Origin of the sequence: Thiosocius teredinicola, assembly GCF_002009425.1 — a bacterium.
Lineage (GTDB): Bacteria > Pseudomonadota > Gammaproteobacteria > Chromatiales > Chromatiaceae > Thiosocius > Thiosocius teredinicola.
This window is the reverse complement of the sequence record NZ_CP019936.1, coordinates 1,881,893-1,903,535: the sequence shown is the minus strand read 5'-3', so window position 1 is coordinate 1,903,535 and position 21,643 is coordinate 1,881,893. Positions and strand designations below refer to the sequence as shown.

The 21,643-nt window shown below is 61.5% G+C and carries 20 protein-coding genes; 17 read left to right on the top strand and 3 right to left on the bottom strand.

Features of this window, described 5'->3' with window-relative positions; all coding sequences use genetic code 11:
* Positions 1 to 19 precede the first annotated feature (19 nt).
* From B1781_RS09180 to B1781_RS09155, 6 genes are all read left to right on the top strand, one after another.
* On the top strand, positions 20 to 757 hold the full coding sequence (locus B1781_RS09180) for an NADH-quinone oxidoreductase subunit B (RefSeq protein ID WP_078119371.1): 738 nt from the start codon (positions 20 to 22) through the stop codon (positions 755 to 757).
* Positions 754 to 1,350: an NADH-quinone oxidoreductase subunit C gene (locus tag B1781_RS09175; RefSeq protein ID WP_078119370.1), complete on the top strand. Its 597-nt coding sequence runs from the start codon at positions 754 to 756 to the stop codon at positions 1,348 to 1,350. Before B1781_RS09180 ends, B1781_RS09175 begins: the two co-directional genes overlap by 4 nt.
* Positions 1,340 to 2,482, top strand: a complete 1,143-nt coding sequence (locus B1781_RS09170; protein WP_078119369.1) for an NADH-quinone oxidoreductase subunit D — start codon at positions 1,340 to 1,342, stop codon at positions 2,480 to 2,482. The genes B1781_RS09175 and B1781_RS09170 overlap by 11 nt, the downstream gene beginning before the upstream one ends.
* Positions 2,482 to 4,314 carry an FAD-dependent oxidoreductase gene (locus tag B1781_RS09165; RefSeq protein ID WP_078119368.1) on the top strand — a complete coding sequence of 611 codons (1,833 nt, stop codon included), beginning with the start codon at positions 2,482 to 2,484 and terminating at the stop codon, positions 4,312 to 4,314. The genes B1781_RS09170 and B1781_RS09165 overlap by 1 nt, the downstream gene beginning before the upstream one ends.
* On the top strand, positions 4,314 to 4,826 hold the full coding sequence (locus tag B1781_RS09160; RefSeq protein ID WP_078119367.1) for a ferritin family protein: 513 nt from the start codon (positions 4,314 to 4,316) through the stop codon (positions 4,824 to 4,826). Before B1781_RS09165 ends, B1781_RS09160 begins: the two co-directional genes overlap by 1 nt.
* 179 nt (positions 4,827 to 5,005) lie before the next feature.
* Positions 5,006 to 5,449, top strand: coding sequence for a hypothetical protein (locus tag B1781_RS09155; RefSeq protein WP_078119366.1), 444 nt, complete (start codon positions 5,006 to 5,008; stop codon positions 5,447 to 5,449).
* A gap of 19 nt (positions 5,450 to 5,468) precedes the next feature.
* Here the strand turns inward: B1781_RS09155 and B1781_RS09150 are convergent, their stop codons facing one another.
* Both B1781_RS09150 and B1781_RS09145 read right to left on the bottom strand, forming a co-directional pair.
* The gene (locus B1781_RS09150) at positions 5,469 to 6,248 is read right to left on the bottom strand and encodes a TIGR01458 family HAD-type hydrolase (protein ID WP_078119365.1); all 780 of its coding nucleotides are present in this window, start codon (positions 6,246 to 6,248) and stop codon (positions 5,469 to 5,471) included.
* Positions 6,249 to 6,404: 156 nt separating this feature from the next.
* The gene (locus B1781_RS09145; protein WP_334223936.1) at positions 6,405 to 7,502 is read right to left on the bottom strand and encodes a GGDEF domain-containing protein; all 1,098 of its coding nucleotides are present in this window, start codon (positions 7,500 to 7,502) and stop codon (positions 6,405 to 6,407) included.
* A gap of 455 nt (positions 7,503 to 7,957) precedes the next feature.
* Between B1781_RS09145 and B1781_RS09140 the strand changes: the two genes are divergently transcribed.
* The 6 genes from B1781_RS09140 (at position 7,958) to B1781_RS09115 (ending at position 13,927) form a co-directional block, all read left to right on the top strand.
* Positions 7,958 to 8,908 (top strand): AEC family transporter, encoded by a 951-nt coding sequence (locus tag B1781_RS09140; protein ID WP_125931986.1) that lies wholly within the window; start codon positions 7,958 to 7,960, stop codon positions 8,906 to 8,908.
* A gap of 285 nt (positions 8,909 to 9,193) precedes the next feature.
* Positions 9,194 to 11,077, top strand: coding sequence for a hypothetical protein (locus B1781_RS09135; protein ID WP_125931985.1), 1,884 nt, complete (start codon positions 9,194 to 9,196; stop codon positions 11,075 to 11,077).
* 223 nt (positions 11,078 to 11,300) lie between these two features.
* Entirely contained in the window at positions 11,301 to 11,600 is a 300-nt protein-coding gene (locus B1781_RS23330; RefSeq protein ID WP_078119361.1) for a hypothetical protein, read from the top strand.
* Positions 11,601 to 11,951: 351 nt separating this feature from the next.
* Positions 11,952 to 12,518 carry a sigma-70 family RNA polymerase sigma factor gene (locus B1781_RS09125; protein ID WP_078119360.1) on the top strand — a complete coding sequence of 189 codons (567 nt, stop codon included), beginning with the start codon at positions 11,952 to 11,954 and terminating at the stop codon, positions 12,516 to 12,518.
* A complete protein-coding gene (locus tag B1781_RS09120; RefSeq protein ID WP_164513319.1) occupies positions 12,515 to 13,246 on the top strand; it encodes an anti-sigma factor in 732 nt (243 codons plus the stop codon). The genes B1781_RS09125 and B1781_RS09120 overlap by 4 nt, the downstream gene beginning before the upstream one ends.
* A gap of 270 nt (positions 13,247 to 13,516) precedes the next feature.
* Complete coding sequence (locus B1781_RS09115) at positions 13,517 to 13,927, top strand: hypothetical protein (RefSeq protein ID WP_078119358.1); 411 nt, start codon at positions 13,517 to 13,519, stop codon at positions 13,925 to 13,927.
* Between the two features lie 49 nt (positions 13,928 to 13,976).
* On the opposite strand, the gene B1781_RS09110 is transcribed toward B1781_RS09115, so the two are convergent.
* A complete protein-coding gene (locus B1781_RS09110) occupies positions 13,977 to 14,903 on the bottom strand; it encodes an HDOD domain-containing protein (RefSeq protein ID WP_078119357.1) in 927 nt (308 codons plus the stop codon).
* 455 nt (positions 14,904 to 15,358) lie between these two features.
* Here B1781_RS09110 and B1781_RS09105 point away from each other — a divergent pair, with 455 nt between their 5' ends.
* The 5 genes from B1781_RS09105 (at position 15,359) to B1781_RS09085 (ending at position 21,634) form a co-directional block, all read left to right on the top strand.
* Positions 15,359 to 15,784 carry a GFA family protein gene (locus B1781_RS09105; RefSeq protein ID WP_334223935.1) on the top strand — a complete coding sequence of 142 codons (426 nt, stop codon included), beginning with the start codon at positions 15,359 to 15,361 and terminating at the stop codon, positions 15,782 to 15,784.
* Between the two features lie 388 nt (positions 15,785 to 16,172).
* Positions 16,173 to 17,408, top strand: coding sequence for an efflux RND transporter periplasmic adaptor subunit (locus tag B1781_RS09100; protein ID WP_078119355.1), 1,236 nt, complete (start codon positions 16,173 to 16,175; stop codon positions 17,406 to 17,408).
* Complete coding sequence (locus tag B1781_RS09095; protein ID WP_078119354.1) at positions 17,408 to 20,581, top strand: efflux RND transporter permease subunit; 3,174 nt, start codon at positions 17,408 to 17,410, stop codon at positions 20,579 to 20,581. Before B1781_RS09100 ends, B1781_RS09095 begins: the two co-directional genes overlap by 1 nt.
* 206 nt (positions 20,582 to 20,787) lie before the next feature.
* Positions 20,788 to 21,141: a YciI family protein gene (locus B1781_RS09090; RefSeq protein ID WP_078119353.1), complete on the top strand. Its 354-nt coding sequence runs from the start codon at positions 20,788 to 20,790 to the stop codon at positions 21,139 to 21,141.
* Positions 21,142 to 21,253: 112 nt separating this feature from the next.
* Entirely contained in the window at positions 21,254 to 21,634 is a 381-nt protein-coding gene (locus B1781_RS09085) for a VOC family protein (protein ID WP_078121995.1), read from the top strand.
* Positions 21,635 to 21,643: the final 9 nt, after the last annotated feature.

Below are 21,643 nucleotides of genomic sequence, written 5' to 3'. Positions count from 1 at the left end.
CGACGAGGAATAAGCAGGTATGTCCGACAACGAATTGGTCAATCAACAGTTCCCGGTCAAGGTCGAACAACCCGGCGGGAGCGGCAACATCTTTGCGCGCGTGTTCGACGAGCTGACCGCGTTCTGTCGTTCGCGCTCGCTGTTCATCCTGCACTATTGCACCGGCTGCGGCGCGATCGAGCTGCCGCCGGCGATGACCTCGCGCTTCGACATGGAGCGTCTGGGCATCTCGCCGATGGTCTCGCCACGCCAGGCCGACATCCTGCTGATCACCGGCTACGTGTCGGTCAAAACGCTCAAGCGCGTGATCCTGACCTACGAACAGATGGGCTCGCCCAAGTACGTGATCGGCATCTGCTCGTGCACCGTCAACGGCGGCATGTATTGGCAGTCGTATGCCACGGCGAAGAAGCTCAATGACTATATGCCGGTCGACCTGTATATCGCCGGCTGCATGCCGCGTCCCGAGGCGGTGATCACCGGGCTGCGCCAACTGATGGAGAACATCCGCCGCGGCGAGGCCAATGGCTGGCAGGACTACTACCAACGCTACGATCACTACCTCGGTCATCAGCAGCGGTTGTTCGGCGAGACCTGGCAGACACCGACCGACGTGATCGCCGAAGCGAAACACTACGGTCTGTTCAGCAACGAGACTTTGGGTGAACACACCAAGCTGTTGCAGCAACATCAAAAGCCGCTCGAGGCATTGGAGATGCGTCTCGGTCTCGATAGCAAGGACAAGGTGGAACCATGAGCGAAACCCACCTGCCGGTCGAACGCCTGAGCATCATCCTCGGCGAGTTCAAGGATGTGCGCGTGCGCAAGCGCGGCGATCGCCGCACGCGGGTGGATGTCGAACCCGATGCCCTGCCCGCCCTGCTCGAATTGCTCAAAGGTCGCTCGGGCTTCGTCCATCTGTCGGCGATCAGCTGCGTCGATTGGCCGGACGACGACCAGTTCGAGCTGGTCTATCACCTGTGGTCGTACGAGTTGCAACTGCTGGTGTCGGTGCATACGCGCATCGCACGCGATCCCGGTGTCTATGTATCGGTCTACGACATCTACCACCCGGCCGGTTTCTTCGAGCGCGACATCCACGAGATGTACGGCGTGTTTTTCGAAGGCGCACCGGACATGGAAAAGTTCATCCTGACCGAATGGGACGGCCCACCACCGATGCGCAAGGAGTTCGACAGCGAGGCCTGGGTCAACGACCACTTCGACTGGCAGAACTACCGGCCGGACTGGCTGATCGAACTCGAACAGCAGGGCGGCGGCATCGTGATCCCGCCCGACGAACAACGCTTCAGCCGTCGCGGCATGCAGGAGCCAGACGATGAGAGCTGAGAACTACGAGGCGCGCAATCACCCGCCGAGCAACGAGTTCGAGATCAACTTCGGCCCGAACCATCCGGGTATCGAGGGCAACTACGCGCTCAAGGTGAAAGTGCATGGCGATGAGATCGTCGCGGCACGCGCCGATGGCGGCTACCTGCACCGTGGCTTCGAAAAGCTCATGGAGCAGCGCCTTTGGATTCAAAACATCGCGCTGGTACCACGCATCTGTGTGCCCGACCCGGCGCCGATGGAAGTTGCCTACTCGATGGCGGTCGAACAGCTGTGTGGCCTGGATGTACCGGAGCGTGCGCAGTGGCTGCGCGTGCTGCAACTCGAACTCTCGCGTGTCGCCGCACACCTGTTCACGTTTGGCGGACACGCCGCGACCACCGGTATGTACAGCCCGATGTTCTGGGGTGTGGCCGATCGCGACCTGATCCTCGACCTGTTCGAAGAGCTGACCGGCGGTCGTGTCTACAGCATCTACAACATTCCCGGCGGTGTGCGCCGCGATGTGCCGGACGGCTTCCTGCAACGCTTGAGCGACACGCTCGACTATCTCGACTCGCGTCTGCCCGACTACGACAACCTGTTGTTCACCAACCGCGTGTTCGTTACCCGCGCCAAGGGCACCGGGCCGATCAGCCAGACGCAGGCGTTGGAATGGAGCGTGACCGGGCCGAACCTGCGCGCCACGGGCCTTAAGTTCGACGTACGGCGCGACGACCCCTACCTGGTCTACGACCAGCTCGATTTCGACATCCCGACCGAAGAGCCGGGCGACGCCTGGGCGCGCACTCTTGTGCGGCGCGGCGAACTGCAACAGAGCGTGCGCATCCTGCGCCAGGTGGTCGAACGCCTGCCCGGTGTGGCAGGCCCGATCCGCGCACCGATCCCCAACCCGCTGGCGTGGAAGGTGCCGGCCGGCGAGACCTACGTGCGCATCGAGTCGTCCAAGGGTGAACTCGGTTGGTATGTTGTTTCCGACGGCAGCGAAAAACCCTATCGCGTGCACGTGCGCGGCCCATCATCGATGCATGCGGTACAGGTGCTCGAACACCTGGTGACCGGCGCACGCATCGAAGACGTCGCGCAAATCATGTTCAGTCTTGATGCCTGCCCACCGGAGGTCGATCGCTGATGTCCGACATCGACTACAAAAAGGCCGGCAGCGTGCTCAATCCGCTGAAGAGCCTGTCGTTCTTCGGCCGACCTGCCGTCACCGAGCCGCTCGAACCCCGGCTGGCCTCGCTACGCTACCGAGGCTTCCATATCAATGATTGGGAAAAGTGCGTTGGCTGCTCGACCTGCCAGAAGGTCTGCGACAACGCGGCGATCACGATGGTCAAAGTGCCGTCGCTGCCGGAAGACCCACTTCAAGGTGTGCGCAATCTGCGCCCCGCAATCGACTATGGCCGCTGCTGCTGGTGTGCACTGTGTGTCGACCTGTGCCCGACCGGTTCGATCAGTCTGTCGCGCGAATACGTACACACCTGCACCGACGATCAGCTGTCGAGCTACTTCATCCTGCCCGATCCCAACGGTATCCATAACGCGCACTACGGCGAGGGCTGGAACAAGACGCTGGAGAACGACCTGGTCGACCCGGTGCGCCAGGACATGGACGAAAAGCCAGCCGAAGAGCGCATCGACAACTTCACCGAGATCGTCGCCGGCTACAGCAAACAGCAGGCGATCGTCGAGGCCTCGCGTTGCGTGCAGTGCGGCATGTGCCATGAGGCCTGCCCAACGCACATGGACGCCCCCGAATACATCCGTGCGATCTGGCAGGACGACCTCGAAGAAGCGGTGCGCCAGATCTACAACACCAACCCGTTCGCCCATACCTGCGGACGCGTGTGCACCCACCGCTGCGAAACGGCCTGTTCGATCGGCAAGCGCGGCGAACCGATCGCGATCCGTTGGCTCAAGCGCTATGCGATGGATGCCTTCACCCCCGAACAGGTACGCGACATCGTCGGCAAGCCCGACGTGGCATCCACTGGATACAAGGTCGCGATCATCGGCTCGGGGCCGGCCGGCCTGACTGCCGCTTATGACTTGGCGCGCCTTGGTCACTCGGTGACCGTGTTCGAGGGCCTGGACAAACCGGGCGGCATGCCGCGCTACGGCATCCCCGAATACCGCCTGCCCTACGACCGGCTCGATGCCGACATCGATGTGATCCAGGCCATGGGCGTCGAGATCCGCTGCAACACCTGGGTCGGGCGCGACGTGACGATGGAGCAGTTGCGCAACGACCATGACGCGGTGATGCTCGCGCTCGGTCTGCAACTGGGTCGCTCCACACGCATACCCGGCTCTGATCATCCGAACGTATTGAAGGCGGTCGACGTACTGCGCCGTGTGACCAATCTCGATACCTTCGACCTGCCGAAGCAGGCCGTCGTGATCGGTGGCGGCAACGTCGCCATGGATGCCGCACGCACCCTCGCCCGCCTGCAGAAGAAGCAGTACGGCGAGGTCAAGATCACGGTCAGCGCACTGGAAGATTTCGAGCACTTCCTCGCCGATCCGGCCGAAGTTTCCGAATCGCTCGAAGAAGGCATCGAGATTCTCGACAGCCGCGGGCCACAGGCCTGCGTAGTCGAGAACGGCAACTTGGTCGGTCTGCGCACGCTGCGGGTACTATCGATCTTCGACGAACAACACCGCTTCGCGCCGAAGTACGACGAGAACGACGAGCAACTGCACCACGGCGAGATGGTCATCGAGGCCATCGGCCAGATGACCGATACCGATCTGCTCGGCGAAGCACTGACCGAGGCGCTGGAATGGAATCGCGGCCGACTCAAGGTCGGCGACGATTGCCGCACCTCCGAGTCCTGGTTGTGGGCTGCCGGCGACATGGTGCATGGTCCGGACGTGGTGCATGCGGTTGCCGACGGCCATCGCACGGCACGCAGCATCCATCAATTTCTTGGCGCGAGCGCCGCGAAGGAGACCGCCTGATGAGCGAACCCGCAGAAGGCCACATTCACGGCAAAGACCGGTTGCGTGCCAGCACGACAGTCGGCGAGGTGTTGGAAACCGCAATCTCGTTCGAACGCACAGCGCGCGATTTCTACAGCGGCCTGGCCCCCAAAGTCAGCAAGCGTATCCGCTGGCTGGTCGATGAACTCGCCGTCGAAGAGCAGCGTCACGTCGACCTGTTTACCGACCTGATGAAACGCGACGACATCAACGAGATGGTCCAGGCCAACATCGCCGTACCGGCGTCGGATCCCAAATTCTCCGATTGCATCCACCTGCCCGACCTCGGAGACAATCCCGACGACCAATCGGTGCTGCAATACGCCCTGGGTCGTGAGCATGCCGCGATGGAGCAGTATCGGGAGCTGTCGGAAACCACTGAGCCCGGCCCGATCCGCAACCTGTTTGCATTTCTTGCAGATGAAGAAACGGAACACAAAGCCGAACTGGAAAAACTGTACTACGAGATCGTCCACAGCGGCGGCGTCTGATCTCGGGAAACTACTGCTCGCCCGAATGTGACACAGACCGCAATCCGTTCAGTCGCGCATCAGCCATACTTATCAGCGCTTAACACTGCTGGCTTTGCTTGAGTCTGCAGACCATACTCTTATCAACGAACCCCTGAAGTATCTGCGGTATCGCTAGCAACGGAATCTGCGGAGATCCCATGATCTATCTACTGTTCGCAATCGCCGGCCTGGCTCTGTTGGTGCTCGGTTGGTTTTTGTTACAGCGGGCGCAACACGGCAAAGAAGTGCTGCCTGCGATGCAGGAAAAGGTCATACGCCTGTCACCCACCGCACAATTGCAGAAGCTGCAGAAGATGCAACGCTTCTGGGGGGTGCGCGTGGAGTCGCATTGCCGGGCGTCTTCACAACTCGTGGGCCGACAGTATCCCTTCGGTTCAATCCCCCACCTTCCGGTTTCCGGCTGCGATTCAGGGGCGTGCGAGTGTTGCTATGTCGGTCTGCCCGAGCGGCGCCATCAGCGCGACCGGCGGGCCGGCGAAGATCGCCGCCGTGCACTGCGCATGGATGCCTCAGAGCGGCGTGCCAGTTTTCCGCGGCGCGAGGCGGACAAGAATTCCTGGGAGGCGTACGGTCATCTTTGACCGGACCGGTCCCGATCGCTTATTGAACGTTCGCGCGATACCAATCGGGCAGCTCGACCACCGAAGGCAACACTGCGTCGGGTTGTATGCCGAGTGACAGATCGTCTTCCCGGAACTTGCCGGTACGCACGAGCACACCGCGCAAACCCGCCTTTTGCGCACCCTCGACATCGCCACGAATATCGTCGCCGACCATGACGATCTGCGAGGCTTGGGTTTCGAGCATGGCGATCGCCGTTCGATAGAAATCCACCGCCGGCTTGCCCAACACCACGGGCGTGGCGCCCGATGCATACGACAGCGCCTGAACGAAAGGCGCGACATCGAGGCGCAATCCATCCGCCGCCTGCCAATAGCGGGTCATGCCCAGCGCAATCAGCTGTGGCCTGGACGATTGCATCAGCAGCCTGAACGCGCGGTTGAGCACTTCGAACGTCCACTGTTCGCCGAGGTCGCCAACGACGATCGCGCCGACCTCACTACCTTCTTCGTCAACGCTGAGTTCGTCGAATTCCACCCGCGTCTGCTGCGGCACGAACAGGGCGACCGGTCGATCGCCGATGTGCTGCCGACACCAGTTCACTGCCGCGACCGGTGGCGTCAGGATGTGGTCGACGTCGGTGTGGATGCCGAATCCGGCAAGCTTTTCCAGCAACGCTGTGCGTGGCCGCGACGTCGTGTTGGTGAGAAACAGGTGGGGAATGTTTTCGTCACGCGCCCATGCCGCAACGGATGCCGCATGCGGGATCGCCTTTTCGCCCTGATAAAAAACACCATCGAGATCGAACAGGATCGCCATAGCACCAACCGCCGAGTGACCGTGTCTCTTTCGATGATAGGGGCAATCCGCATCGATTTCAGCGGACCGTTCCCGTGACGATTCAGGGGATTCAGCACTGTGCCGCAGACAACGGCGTCGCTACCGGCAGGCCAGCTGCCGGTTGTTCGGAGTCGGTCAGTCCTCCTTTACCACGATGCGGTTCCTCCCGCGCCGCTTTGCTTCGTACAAGGCCGTATCCGATGCGCCGAGCAGGTCCGCCGGCGTTTCAATCCCTGGCTGGTCCGAACAGGCGATTCCATAACTCAGTGTGACCTGGTCCGAATCCGGCGAGGCCGCGTGCGGCAACTTCAACGCCAACACCCGCTCGCGTACCTGTTCAGCAACGGACTGGGCCCCGTTTAATGTGGTTCGCGGCAGAACGAAGGCGAATTCTTCGCCGCCGATACGCGCCACGATATCGCCCGGTCGCGACAATGCCTGCTGCATCGTCTGCGCGACGCTGACCAAACACCTGTCGCCGGCTGGGTGGCCGTAGTGATCGTTGTACTCTTTGAAATGGTCGATATCGGCCGTGATCACCGACAGCGTGTCGCCTTGGCGTCTCGAGCGCCGCCATTCCTTGTCGAGCTCCTCTTCGAACAGGCGCCGGTTGGCGATGCCGGTCAGCACGTCGAGACGCAGCATCTGTTCGAGTTCGATGGCGGCTTCGGCCGACTGCCACAGCTCGCGGCGCAGTCGATCGGACTCGTCGAAAAGACGCTTGACCAACACCGACGACGTCAACATCGCCACGAAGTAGATCAGCATCATCGCGCCCATGATCAGGTGAATCCGATCGCCCACGGCGAGCATCTGCAGGCTGATCGGTAGCGCTGCCGGTATCGCAAAACAGCGATAGGCGTGGCCAATGGCGGATAGCAGAGGGATCGCGCCGGCGATCATGCCGCCGACGACAAACGCGAGAAAAACCTGGTAGGGAAACTGTCCGTGCGGAAACAGCAGCACCCCGGCGACACCCCAGGCAACACCGGCACCGCACGCACCATAGACGAACCGCTGCGTCCAGCGGTCCAAGGCAAACAAGGCATCGCGTCCGGCCTTTCTGAACTCGTGCAGCAGCCTGTAGCGTGCGCCACTCACCAAGACCATGAGCACCAACCAGGCAATGACGCGCGTACTGCCGACGACGCCCCACAGAACGGCAGCGATTATCGCCGCATTGATGAGGTTGACGGCCAGAGAGATCGGGAGTTGCCGAAAACACTGTTCCACTTGAACGAAGACGGCGCTTCGTTCCGAGAAATCTGATTGGTGTTGGGCTTTACCTTCCAAGCAGCACCTTCCTTTGCGCTTCCTTGCGACTCCCTGCGGTCTGTTTATTCCGGCCAACTCCAACGAAGTGTAGGTCAAAAGCGTCTCGTACACGCTTCGCAGAACCCCAGGCACATCAACTAAAACGGCCAAAAACCCCCAGCCGAGCCGCCTCGGGGCATGCTCGCGACGGTGTCGAAGGCGAAAGACGTCTACGCACCGCCAGGCCCGCAGCACGCCGGACCCGCGCGACCCGTATTCGCCCACGCGGCGGGATTTGCCGATCACCGACGGTAAGCATTGGCGTAAGCCACGACTGGGCTACTGGCCGCTGTCGCGCGCCTGCACCCATAATGCGCGCTGGGCCCGAGTTACTGTTACTACCCGCAACACCACCTGTTTCATCCGCCGATCCCTTGGACGCATTGATCTCCAACCTGCTGTTCGCATTTGCCGTGACCGGCCCAATCATGCTGGTGCTGGCGCTCGGCGTGGTACTCGCGCGTGCCGGCATTATCACCGACGGTTTCATCGACGCCGGCTCCAAACTGGTATTCACGGTCACGCTGCCGGCCTTGTTGTTCATTACCATCAGCCAGACGGATTTCCATCAGACGGCCAACCTGCCGCTGGTGATTCTCGGCCTGGTCGGTACGCTCACCGTCTTCCTGTTGGCAGAGGTTGCCGCGGCATACCTGGTCGAGCCCGCCCGCGACCGCGGCGTAGTGGTACAAGGGAGTTTCAGGTCCAATATGGGCATCGTCGGCCTGGCCTATTGCGTCAACGCCTACGGCGACGTGGGTTTGGCAACCGCTTCGCTGTACCTCGGTGTGGTGACCATCTTCTACAACATCCTGGCTGTGGTAACGCTGAACCGCTCATTGAACAGTCACCGCTCGATCCGCCCGGTGTTGCTGGATATCGCCAAGAACCCCTTGATCATCGGCATACTGGCGGCGTTGCCGTTCGCCTATTTCGATATACCGTTGCCCAAGCTCATCCTGCAGACCGGCGAGTACTTCGCTCAGATGACGTTGCCGCTGGCGTTGTTGTGTACCGGTGGATCGCTGAGCGTTGCGGCACTCAACCTGGAATCGCGCAATGCGATGATCGCGACGGCCGGCAAGGCGATTGTTTCGCCATTGTTGATGACAGCGGTGGCCTACCTGGCTGGTTTTCGCGGCATGGAACTCGGCATCGTCTTCCTGATGGCGTCGGCGCCAACGGCAGCTGCGAGCTATGTGATGTCACGGGCGATGGGCGGCAACGCCACGCTGGCCGCCAACATCATTGTCCTGACCACGATCGGTTCGGTACTCATCACGAGCCTCGGGATTACCTGGCTGGGCACGCTCAAGCTGATCTGAGCGACCCCCGGTTCCGCCTCGCGTCACTCAAGACATAGGGGCATTTCAGGCAGCCACTTCCCAACCTGCAGGTTCGAGCACGGCCCGCCGGGCGCTTCCGCTCTTCACCCGCCGACAGATTTGCTTCAGATATCCCATTCGCGGTCGCTAAATCTTCAGAATTTGGATGATTTCTCTGTAAAAAGCAGAAACTTACAGAGATTTCCTAACGTGAACTAGTAATTTCCCCAATGTTTTGGGAATTGTGATCGTGTTCTCTTTCCAGTCGGCGGAAGTGGTATCTCAGTGAAACGGATTTGGTGGTCAGCGGTATTGTTGTTGAGCCTGTCGACATGGGTCGGCAGCGCCGGCGCGTCGTTGTCGCACCGCGATTGGACAGTACGCCTGCTCAATAATACGCACTCCGTCTCCGCGGCCGAGCCGATCCGTCTCGAACTGCCGCAGTCCTTGCCCACCCCGGTGCGCGCCGCGCTGCATTTCGAACTCGACGATGTCAGCATCACCGACGCCATCGTCTTCGACGCCGGTGTCGCCACCTACCGCCCCATCCAACCACTTGCCGAAGGCAGCCATCGCCTGCGCCTGGTGTACGCACCCGACCGTGGCCGTTGGCGTGAACTCGGCGTGTGGCAGTTTGCCGTCAAACAGGACAGCGATACCGGCGGCGATGCAACCGCGGTAACGTCGAAGCGCGCCGTGACGCCGTTCGGCGCGTTCGCCGAACTCGAACTCGAAGTGGCTGACGACGAGGTCAAAGAAAGTGACCGCGAAGACTCGCCGGAGAAGTTTCTGGCCACGCTGCGTGCCGGTCAGATGCAGGCGCGCGTCGGGCCGCAGAAACTCGCCTACAACAGCCTGATTCATAAAGACCTCGACCGCCCCGGTGCCGTCGCCGAATGGGATCTTGGCGAACAGATCCAGATCCGCGGATTCGGCGTCAGCTCGCAGGCCGACAGCGGTTACAAGCGCCTGGTCGGTACGGACGATGCGCGCTATCAGCTCAACGGCGTGCTCGTTGAACAGCAACTGCCTTCATACGGCGACAATCAGTTCAGCATCGTCAGCGGCTGGGTTAGCGGCACGGCACGCTCGAAAGGCTCCGAGCAGCACGGCGGCAGCGCGTGGTCGGTGGCCGGCAACGCCTCGATGCTGTCGAACCAACTGCGCCTGCACGCCGAGTACGCCGGCTCGGAATTCGAATGGGATCGCTCGGCGGCTGATACCAAAGAAGTCGATGCCGGTCAGGCCTACGCGATGAGCATGGAGTATCACGCCGCGGAAGATGCTCCGCACAAGTGGCACGTCGGCACCCAATACAGCGAAGTCACTCCCTGGTTCGGCAGCCTGGGCAACCCCACGCTGTCGACCGACCGGATCAACCTGCGCACCTACGGCGGCATCACCGTCGACGAATGGCAGTTCGATGCCGCTGTCGATCGCCGGCGCAACAATCTCGAAGAAGACCCGTCGCGCCCGGTGATCATCACCGACAAGCTGCAGCTGGCGACGATCTGGTCACCGACCGAGGCGCCCTTCTTCGATGTGCTCGGCAAGCCGTCGTACAAGGTGGCCAGCGAATTCGGCAAAAGTCACTATGTCGCCACCAGCGACAACAGCGCCGCACAAGACCCGCTGCAGCGTTCGATCGACCTGTCGCTACAGAGCGAGTTCGCTCACGACGAGTGGCTGTGGGGCATGCGCGCCAAGGGTGGACGCGCCCCCGGCAAGATCGACGCAGCCACCAGTGCCGGTATCCGCACCATGGGTTTCGACGTTTATGGCGACATATCTGCCGGCCTGCCGATGTCGGTAAAGCCGGCCCTGTCGTGGCAGCGCAAGCGCGATGCGGCCACCGGCACGACGGCCGATAAATGGCGCGCCGGCATCTCCTCTTCGGCGATTACCTTGCGCCACGATCTGCAGGCCAACTTCGACGTCGCCTATCAAAGCCGCTCACGTTCCGACGATGTCGACAACGACAGCGTCGCAGACCTGGGCGCCAACCTGGTGTGGACGCTGCAACAGCCCTCTTCCACCCGCCGCGGCCTGGCCCTGGCCTTCTCCGGCAACGTGCTGCACGGCAACCCGGCGGTAAGAGGCAGCGAAGACGAACCCGGCTATTCGTTCATGGTGTCGCTGTCTACCGACAACCCGCTCGGCTCCTGGTAGCCACAGTCTGCCGTTGCCTTTAACGCTGTCCGACGCGCGACAGCGCCAACTACCGCTGCCTTTGTCGGCTTGTCTGCCCGCTGCCCGCGGTTTACCGTCGGCGCTATCGAACAACCGGTAACGAAAGGTCTGCGTGCACCATGAAGCCGTATAAGCAGAGCAGATTCCTTGTCTTGGGGATTGATCGTCGCCAAGACGTGTGTCCGAACACACGAACACACCCATGACACCGGTCGGCTGGTACATCCTGGTCGGGCTGGTACTGATCTCGATGGGGCTGCTTGCCTCGCGTATCCGCCGCATGCCGATGACCACGGCGGTGTTCTACCTTTTCGTCGGCGTCCTGATTGGCCCCTCAGAACGCCAGAGGTGTTCAACAAGGTCAGAGGATTCCCGATGGGTCGCCGGCGCTGCCGACCACCCACCGGGATGGAATAAAAAAAAGCCTGCACCGCCAAGCCAACTCGATCGGGCAGGCAAAGACCCGATAGCCACGGGTCGCTTCAGGGAGACCCAGACGTAGACACGCACCCAATGTGTGTATGGACGACCATCGCGTGCCGCCGTGTCTGTCTGCTTTTACGAACGAAACGCACCGGGGGGATTCAGCGGAGTTGCCACCGGTCGCGAGATCCGGTCGCAGCGGTGCCGCGCCCAAAGGCTGGTAACGAGATTCCCGGCGTGTAAACTAGCCGGGCGACGAAGGCGGCAGTAGCGGTCGAACCAGGGGTGCGGCCATAGCCCTTCGCGGAAAACAAACTGAACCGTCTACAAGGTCAAACGGTACGGCATCGACAAACCCATCGGCAGCAGTGGCCAGCGGCAGGGTTTGCCCCGGAACCGACCGCTGCCAACGCCACGTTGATCACCGCGCATGACAAGCCGCTCCATCGCATCGCAGGACCAGACCCAGCTAGCCACGCTGATCGGCCGCTGTGCCCTGCGCGATCAAAAAGCCTTTCTTTCCCTGTATGACGCAACGTCGGCGAAACTTTTCGGCGTCGTACTTCGTATAGTTAATCGAGAGCACTGGGCAGAAGAGGTCGTACAAGACGTCTACCTGAAGGTATGGAACGCGGCAGACAGCTACAACGCATCGCGCGGGCAGCCGATGACATGGCTGATCAATATTGCCCGCAACCGTGCGATCGATTTCCTGCGCAGCGCCGAACACGCGGCCGCGCAGCGCAGCGATCTGCTCGACGAGACACTGCCGTCCGCCCTGGATCCACTAAAGACCACGGAAACCGGCAGTGAGATGGAACGGCTACGCCGATGCCTGGAGGAACTGAATGAAAGTCAGCGGCTGTGTATTCTGAAGATTTATCACCACGGATACACGCCCACAGAGGTCTCAAGGAACGATAACCGGCCGATAGGCACGGTCAAGACCTGGGTACGCAGGGGACTCGAACAGATTCGGAAATGTATGCGCCGATGAAATACGACGATCCTTTATTGCGCGAACAATTGGCCGGTGAGTACGCCTTGGGCTCACTGCACGGCGCCGCGCGTGCCCGCTTTGAACGCCTGATGGCAGACGATCCCGCGCTGCGCCGGCTGGTCGTCGAATACCAGGAAGACCTCACGCCGCTGTCACTGTCGGCGCCCGATGTCATACCACCGTCGCGACTGCGCGCAGCCCTGGAACAGGCCACCAAGCCGACGACGCGGGCCGACACTGCACCACAGAAATGGTGGCAGCACCTGGGATTCTGGCGCAGCCTGGCGACCGCCAACGGCCTGATCGCGGCGGCCCTGATAGCGGTTGTCGCCGTGGGCGTACTGCCCCAGGAAGATGCTGAATCCGAGTTGGTCTATGTCGGTGTACTGTCGGACGCGCAATCCAAGCCCGGCGTCGCCGTAATGGCCTACAACCGCCCCAACCGCCTGGAGATCGCGGCGAAAACGCCGCTGCCGGCCGAATCCGGCAAGGAATTGCGTCTGTGGATACGCGACCGTGACACCGATCAGCCGGTGTTCCTTGCCGCGATCCCTGCCGACCAGACCACGTTCGAGATTCCCGACGGACCCTGGAAGCTGTTGCGACGTGCCAAGGCATTGATCGTCTCGCTCAACGACATGAGCGAAGCGCAGACGGCTCCCGGATCGCAGGTGCTGTACGAAGGCGTGTGCGTCAATCTGAAGAAATGGTCAGAGACGCCCTAGCCGCTCGGCACCACGCACAACGCATGCCGATGGTGCTCGAGCTGATTGTCGGACTGGCGACAAAGCGACGCTGATTGGCACAAACCACCCGCGCCGATGCTCCCTCCCCTGGCCATCGGCGTGCTGTACAGCTCGCACTCACGATCTACCGAATGCACACGCTTAAGCGGCTCCAAGACGGATCCCACCCTAACCTCACGCTACAAAATGCACGGCTTGGCGCACTAATTGCCTCAACACAGCAACGTTAGTTCGCAGCGAGACGAAACGATGAGCCTGTTTATCAGCGTAAAGAAACCGACCGCGGATCTGGACAAGAGCCCGATCGACAAAGCCATCATCTACTACGCGACGGGAATCGCGACGCAGAAGCGAGGGGGTCACCTGCCCGGTGGACCGAAACTTGACCTGACCTTCATGCTATCCACTGCTCAGGATGCGCCGCCGTTTGAAGGGATGCGCATGGGTGCATACAACGATCGCGACAACACCTTATACGTGCACGTGGCGGTGCCGGAAAAGATTTCGCAATCACGTATCGCGCCTCAGTATGTTCAGGCCATACTGCTCGACACGATCGACAATGCGCAGGTTTACTTCAGTGATATGTCGATCGCCTTCGACGCCAACAAGTGGCGGCAGGCAATCGATCAGCTCGGTATGCCGGCGGCCAACGACTAAGGTGCGTCAACGGGCAGCCCGGGTTGCCCCGTAGGCAACAGGTTACCAATCACTCGGCCTGACCGGCTGCGTCCACCTTGGCAACAGCCAACACATCAAGTGCGGCCTGGAGACTGGCCTCATCCATCACCTTGGTGCTGCACAACGCCTCGACGATCGGCACCTCGGCGGATGCCTCGGTCATGATCTCGATAACATCGTCCCAACCGGCGCCGAGCAGTGCGCAGATCCGGTCGTGCAATGTAGGCACTGCCTCGGGTTGATCGGCCGACATCCACGCGTCCGCCATCAGGCCCGACGCCATCACCGCACCGTCAAAATCGCCGGCCTTGCCCTCGGCCTGCCAGCGCGAGTAGTCGTTACTCACGGCCACCGCATCAACGAGGTTTTCCGGAAACTCCCAGCGCTTCAATAGCCACGCACCGATCGTGGCGTGGTCCTCGCCGAGCACTTCGCGTTCACGCGCCACGGCGCCTTTGTGATCGAACGTTTCGCAGGCCTGGCCCTGGTATACGGCGTTCGGCAATTGCGCGATGGCCAGCATCCCGACATCCTGCAGCAACGCCGCGAGCGACACAGACTCGACATCACGTGGGAACAGCCGACGGGCAATCGCGCGCGAACACGACGCTGCCAGCAAGGCGCGACGCCAATACGGGGTGTAACAAAAGGGCTGCTCCCTGTCCCCCGCCAAAGCCGGAACCAAGGTGGCCGACAAGGCGATCATCCGAGAAGGCTCAAACCCCAGATAGCTGGTCGCGAGTGTCAATGTGTCGGCGGGGGTCACTCGCCGATAGGCCGCGGAGTTGGCCAGCCGCAGCAGCGTGGAAGACAACGCCGGATCACGAATTACGATGTCGACCAGCTGGGTGACATCCGCATGCTCCGATTGACCCAATCCGATCAGTTGCACGGCTACTGCCGGCAAGGTCGGTAATTGCGCGCCCAGCAATGCCTGCTGCAGCGATTCATCCATACGAATTTCCACGACTGTACCCTTCTTCCGTCAGACGAGTTTTTCGCTGGGCACCCACAGATGAGTGAGCGCTCAGGCTCCAATAATCAGCGGCACAAGTCGTTATTTCTTTTGCTGACGACAAAACTGCGACGCCCAGGCGGCGGGGGTCTGCGAGTCGGTCGTCATGCCATAGCATAGCGCGATTGCCGAATCGGGCATCCTCTCGCCGCATCCGACGCCTTGCCGGCGTGCGGCAGCCGAACAGCGGCGTGCAACAACATGCGCCGCGCCACAATTACAAAGGAACAAAACGGCGGATGGGTCACAATGCGGTGATTGGCCAACCGTAGAATCACGAGATTCCCAATGTAAGGCGGCACGGCAAAGCTGGCGGCTATTTTGGCGCTCATCGGCGAGCCAAACACCTGCCCGGCGCGCCGGGCGACACGAACTGCAGACCGACCGGCATACCCATGTCGAAGTCGCACGGCCCCATTCGTCGTATTCAAACACAACGGCAAACCAATCCACCGAGAGATCTGAACAATATGAAACACCACGGAAGCTGCCACTGCGGCAAGATAGCCTTCGACGTCGAAGGCGATGTGACATCGCTGCTGGCATGCAACTGCTCAATATGCGCGCGCAGAGGCTCTTTGCTTTGGTTCGTACCACGCCCTGCGCTGCACCTGACCACCGACGAAAGCGCGATCGGCAACTACACCTTCGGCGAGGCGACCATCGAGCACCGCTTCTGCCCGGAATGCGGTATCCATGTGTTTGGTCAGGGTATCGACCCGGCAACCGGAGAAGCGATGGTCGCGGTCAATGCCCGCTGCCTGGAAGACGTCGACCTCGCCGGCATCGAGGTGCAGCATTTCGATGGCAAGTCGCTGTGATTGCCCCTTACTGAAACCGGGTTTGAGCAAGATCTCATCTAAACGCGCGCGATATTGAAACTATTGATGCAATCGCCTCGTATTTGCAGACAAGACACAATGCGGCGTGCGAAGATGGATCGCGAGCCGATGAATCGTAGCGTCGTGCTCACACCCCCGACGATACCGACCGGTCCCTTAATTGAGATCGCTGCGCGCGATTTCTATGGCCGGTGGACTCGGAGGGCGTTACAGCCAGCTACCGGGCGCTCGCGGTCATCAGACAGTCACATGTAGCCAGCCAAATTTGCGATCCTATCGGCCCATCCGTTGTCGAATGATTTAACGGGCAGGCATGAATTGAACGAAACGACCGGAACCGATGAATGACTCCCCGGAGTGACACCAAATGATTTCCAAGTTGTACCGATCTTCGAGGCTCGCCGGCCTGGTGGTGTCATTGATTACCTTGCCGTTGCTCGGCTGCGAGCAGAGCGAGTCGCAATCGGCCGAGCCCTCGATGCCGCCGCAGGCCGTGACTGTTCTCGAGCTGCAGCCGAAAGACCTGACGGCGCGCTTCGAATATATCGGCCGACTCGAGGCATCGCGCGAGATCGAGGTCCGGCCGCGCATCACCGGCCTCATAGAACAGCGCCTGTTCGACGAAGGCGGTCATGTCGACGCAGGTGATGTGTTGTTCCGCATAGACCGCGCGCCTTTCGAAGCCAGGCTCGAGGCGGCGCAGGCAGCACTTGCCGAAACCCAGGCGCGTCTCACCCAGACCCAGCGCGAGGTCGCGCGGGTAACGCCTTTGAACAAGGCCAAGGCGATCAGCAAACGCGAGTACGACGATGCGCTGTCGAATCGCGATCTGGCGCGCGCCGCAGTCGCCGCCACCAAGGCCGAGGTCACCCAGGCGCAACTCGATCTGGACTACACGCAGGTCGATGCCCCTATCGCCGGCCGCATCGGTCGTGCACTGCAGGTCGAAGGCGCCTTGGTCTCGCCCACGTCGGGCGCGCTGACACGCATAGCCCAGACCGATCCGATCTACGTGCAGTTCTCGATATCGGAAAAGGACCGCCTGGCGATCGAGCAACAACAGGCCGATGGCAGTCTGACCCTGCCCGCACCTGAAAACACACCGATCACGGTGCGCCTGGCGGATGGCTCATCGTACGCCCAGAGCGGTCAATTGGATTTCACCGACTACCGAACCGATACGCAGACCGGAGCGTTTGCACTGCGTGCGACGCTGCCGAATGCCGACAACAAGCTGAGTCCCGGCCAGTTCGTGCGCGTGCTGGTCGGTGGCGGCGTGTTGCCCGGCGCACTCGCGGTGCCGCAACGTGCGGTGCAGGAAGATGCCAACGGCAAGTTCGTCTATGTCGCCTCGGAAGGCGAAGGTGGCGGCCATGTCGCCATGCCCAAACCGGTCGAGGTCGGCCAATGGGTGGAACAGGACAATAACGGCAAGACCGAGCGCCTGTGGGTGATCCGCTCGGGCGTGGCCGCCGGCGACCGCATCGTGATCGACGGCACCGCCCGCATCCACTTCCCGGGCATGCCGATCCAACCACAGACTGAGGCCGAAGCAGCCGCTGCCGCCGAACAGGCCAACACCGCACAAACCGGAGCGCATTGATGGTCGTATCGCGCTTCTTCATCGACCGTCCGGTGTTCGCGACGGTCATGTCTCTGTTCCTGGTGCTGGCCGGCCTGCTGGCGATGCGCATTCTGCCGATCGCTCAATACCCGGAGATCGCCCCGCCGGTGGTCACGGTGCGCGCGCTGTATCCCGGCGCCTCGGCACAGACGATCGAACAAACGGTGGCTGCGCCACTCGAGAACGCGATCAACGGCGTCGAAGCGTTGATGTACATGAGTTCGACATCGGCCTCCAACGGCGTGCTCGAAATCCAGGTGACGTTCGAGATCGGCGCCGACGTAGACCAGGCCGCACTCGACGTGAACAACCGCGTCAAGCAGGCCGAATCGCGCCTGCCCGAAGAGGTGCGGCGCCAGGGCGTGACGGTCGAAAAGAGTTCGTCGGCGTTTCTGCAGGTCATCGCCTTCCTGTCGCCGGACGGCAGCTACGACGACATCTACACGAGCAACTATGTAACGCTCAATGTGCTAGACCGCCTCAAGCGCATACCCGGCACGACCAACGTGCAGATCTTCGGCGCCAAAGACTACGCCATGCGCATCTGGCTGAAACCCGACCGCATGGCCGAATTGGGGGTAACCGCCGCCGAGATCGTGCGTGCAGTGCAGGAGCAGAATGCACAGTTCGCCGCCGGCAAGATCGGCCAGCCGCCGATCGTCACCGACCAGGAGTTGGTCTACACGGTCAATGCGCGCGGCCGCATGAGCACGCCGGACGAGTTCGAAGAGATTATCATCCGCACCGGTGAGGGCACCTCGCTGTTGCAGCTCAAAGATGTCGCCAAGGTTGAACTGGGTTCGAAGGACTACGACTTCACCGGCCTGTATAACGGCAAGCCGGCGACACTGGTGGGTATCTTTCTGCAGCCCGGTGCCAACGCGCTGGCGGTCGGCGACGAAGTCAAGGCCACGGTCGCCGAACTTGCCGAGCAGTTTCCGAAAGGGCTGACCTATTCCATACCTTATGACACCACGCGCTTTGTCGAGGTGTCGATTCGCGAGGTATTGAAGACCCTGGGCGAGGCCATCCTGCTGGTTGTGCTGGTCGTCTACCTGTTCCTGCAGAACTGGCGCGCCACGCTGATACCGGTGATCGCCGTGCCGGTTTCACTGCTCGGCACGTTCGTTGGCCTGCACCTGTTGGGCTACACCATCAATACCCTGACCCTGTTCGGCATGGTGCTGTCGATCGGTATCGTCGTCGACGACGCCATCGTCGTACTCGAAAACATCGAGCGCATCATGCACGAAGAGCGGCGCGACGCTCGCGAGGCGGCAATCAAGGCGATGCACGAGGTCACCGGGCCGGTCATCGCGATCGTGCTGGTGCTGTGCGCGGTGTTCATCCCGATCGCGTTTCTCGGCGGCCTGACCGGTGAGTTGTACCGCCAGTTCGCGGTAACGATTGCAATCGCCGTCGTGCTCTCCGGCTTCGTCGCGTTGACGCTGACGCCGGCGCTGTCGGTCATCATCCTGCGTAACCAGAACCGGCGCGAGAGCCGATTCTTCAACGCCTTCAACCGCGGCTTCCATCACATGACCCGCGGTTATCTCGGCGGCGTCGGCTTTCTGCTCAAGCGCACCGGCCTGGGCATCGGCCTGTACCTGGTCATGGTCGCGGCCGCGGTCTACCTGTGGCAGATCACGCCGGGCGCCCTCGTCCCCGACGAAGACCAGGGTTACTACATCGGCGCGGTCTATCTGCCGGACGGCTCGACCCTGGCGCGCACCGAAGAGATCACCCAACAGGTGATCGACATCATGCGTTCCGATGAAGATGCGGAACACGTCGTCGCGTTCGCCGGGCTGGACTTTCTCGGCGGCGGTTTCCGCAACAGTGCCGCGACCATCTTCGTCGCCGCCAAGCATTGGGATCAGCGCAAGCGTTCGATCAACGACATGGTCGGTCAATTGATGGGCAGCAGCGCCGGGATCCGCGAGGCCATGGTGATCGCGTTCGGCCCACCGCCGATCTTCGGCCTGGGCAACGCCGGCGGCTTCGAGTTGTACGTGCAGAACCGCGGCGACAATGATCCGAAGGCACTGGCCGCGGCCAGCGAGACCCTGCTGACCGAGCTGCGCAAGGACGAACGCATCGTGCAGCCGCTCTCCTTATGGCGCTCACGCGTGCCGCAGTTGTACGTCGACGTCGATCGCGCCAAGGCCAAGCTGCTGGGCGTCGATATCGATTCGTTATTCACCACGGTCGCGGCCACGCTCGGTACCTATTACATCAACGACTTCAACCGCTTCGGGCGTACCTGGCAGGTGTTGATGTCGGCCGAACCTGATTACCGTTCACGCCCTGAGGACATCAGTGCGCTGTTCGTACCGGGACGCGACGGCGCGCAGGTGCCGTTGTCCGCGCTGGCGGACATCCAGTACACGTCGGGCCCCGAGACCATCGACCGCTACAACAACCTGCAGGCGGTCAAGATCTTCGGCAACGCAGCACCCGGCATCAGTTCGGGTCAGGCGCTCGAGATCGTCGAAGAGATCGCCGACCGTGCCCTGCCCCCCGGGTTCAGCTACGAATGGACCGGGGCATCGTTCCAGGAAAAGCGCTCCAGCGGCACCTCGGCACTGGCGCTGATCCTGGCCGTGGTCATGGTATTCCTGATACTGGCAGCGCAGTACGAGCGCTGGTCACTGCCGCTGGCGGTACAACTCGCATTGCCTTTCGGTACCTTCGGCGCCCTCGCCGCGGTGTGGCTGCGCGATCTGAACAACGATGTGTATTTTCAAATCGGCCTGGTGACCCTGCTCGGCCTGGCGGCCAAGAACGCGATCCTGATCGTCGAGTACGCGGTGTTGAAGAAAGACGAAGGCTATTCGGCGACCGCTGCCGCTGTCGAGGCCGCCCGCCTGCGTTTCCGGCCGATCCTGATGACCTCGCTGGCGTTCATTCTCGGCGTGCTGCCGCTGGCCATCTCGACCGGTGCCGGCGCCGGCGCACGTCACGCGGTCGGCACCGGCGTTGCCGGCGGCATGCTGGCCGCCACGTTCCTCGCGATCTTCTTCATCCCGCTGTTCTATCGCCTGGTGGCCGACCACCGTTTGAAGACCAATGATGCCGAGTTCGACAAGGCGCCACACGTCAAACCGAACACGGCGCCACACACACCGAGTCATCATCCGGCCGAGCCCTGACAGCCGCGGCTCCGGCAGCGTCTTTGCCGGAGCCCCTCTCCCCTTCGCACGAACAAAAGCTGTCGACCCTTGTCGATTCGACACGCCGCCAATCGTCGCTTGTTCAGCAATTCCGCAAAAACTCAGCGAGGGTCGCCATGACAAGCTATGAGTTTGACGGTATACCCGTCGAAAAGACGCCAACGACAACCGGAGGACACCAATCCATGGCCTATCTGCTCCTTATTCTTGAACCCCACGGCCAGCGTGCGGCGCGAACACCGGACGAAGGCAAAAAAGCCTATGCACAGATGGAAAAGTTCGCCGAAGGCCTCGCCGAAAAAGGGCTGTTGCGTGCCAGCCAATCGTTGTCGGCAGACCGCGAAGGTGTGCGCGTGACGGTACATGACGGCGAGAAGCGCCTGATCGACGGCCCCTTCACCGAGTCAAAAGAGATGATCGGTGGTTTCTTTCTGCTGGACAACGTCTCAAAAGAACAAGCGGTCGAGATCGCTGTGCAATGTCCCGCGGCGGCGTGGGCTACGGTCGAGGTCCGCGAACTGGCGCCCTGCTATCGATGACACCGATGCGCAACGTTGTCGATTTACGCTTGCGTGAGTCGTCGTATCCAAGAGTTTCACGGCGAACCGTCGCCCTAACCGCATTGACCGCAACATGAACGAGGAGAATCCGATGCAATCCAACCCTGCCGTATGGTTCGAGATCTATGTCGACGACATGGAGCGCGCCAAGACGTTTTACACCACGGTGTTGAACACCGAACTGCAGAAGCACGACAGCCCCGAACTGGAGATGTGGACATTTCCGATGGAGGGATGCAGCCCCACAAGCTATGGCGCCAACGGTGCACTGGCGAAGATGGAAGGCGTCAAAGCAGGCAACAACAGCACCGTCGTGTATTTCGCTTGCGAAGACTGCGCCATCGAGGCCGGCCGCGTCGAAGCGGCCGGCGGCAAGGTTCATCGGGAGAAATTCTCGATAGGCGAATACGGCTTTATCGCGCTGGCCACCGATACCGAAGGCAATATGTTCGGACTGCACTCGATGGCTTGACGGCGTTCA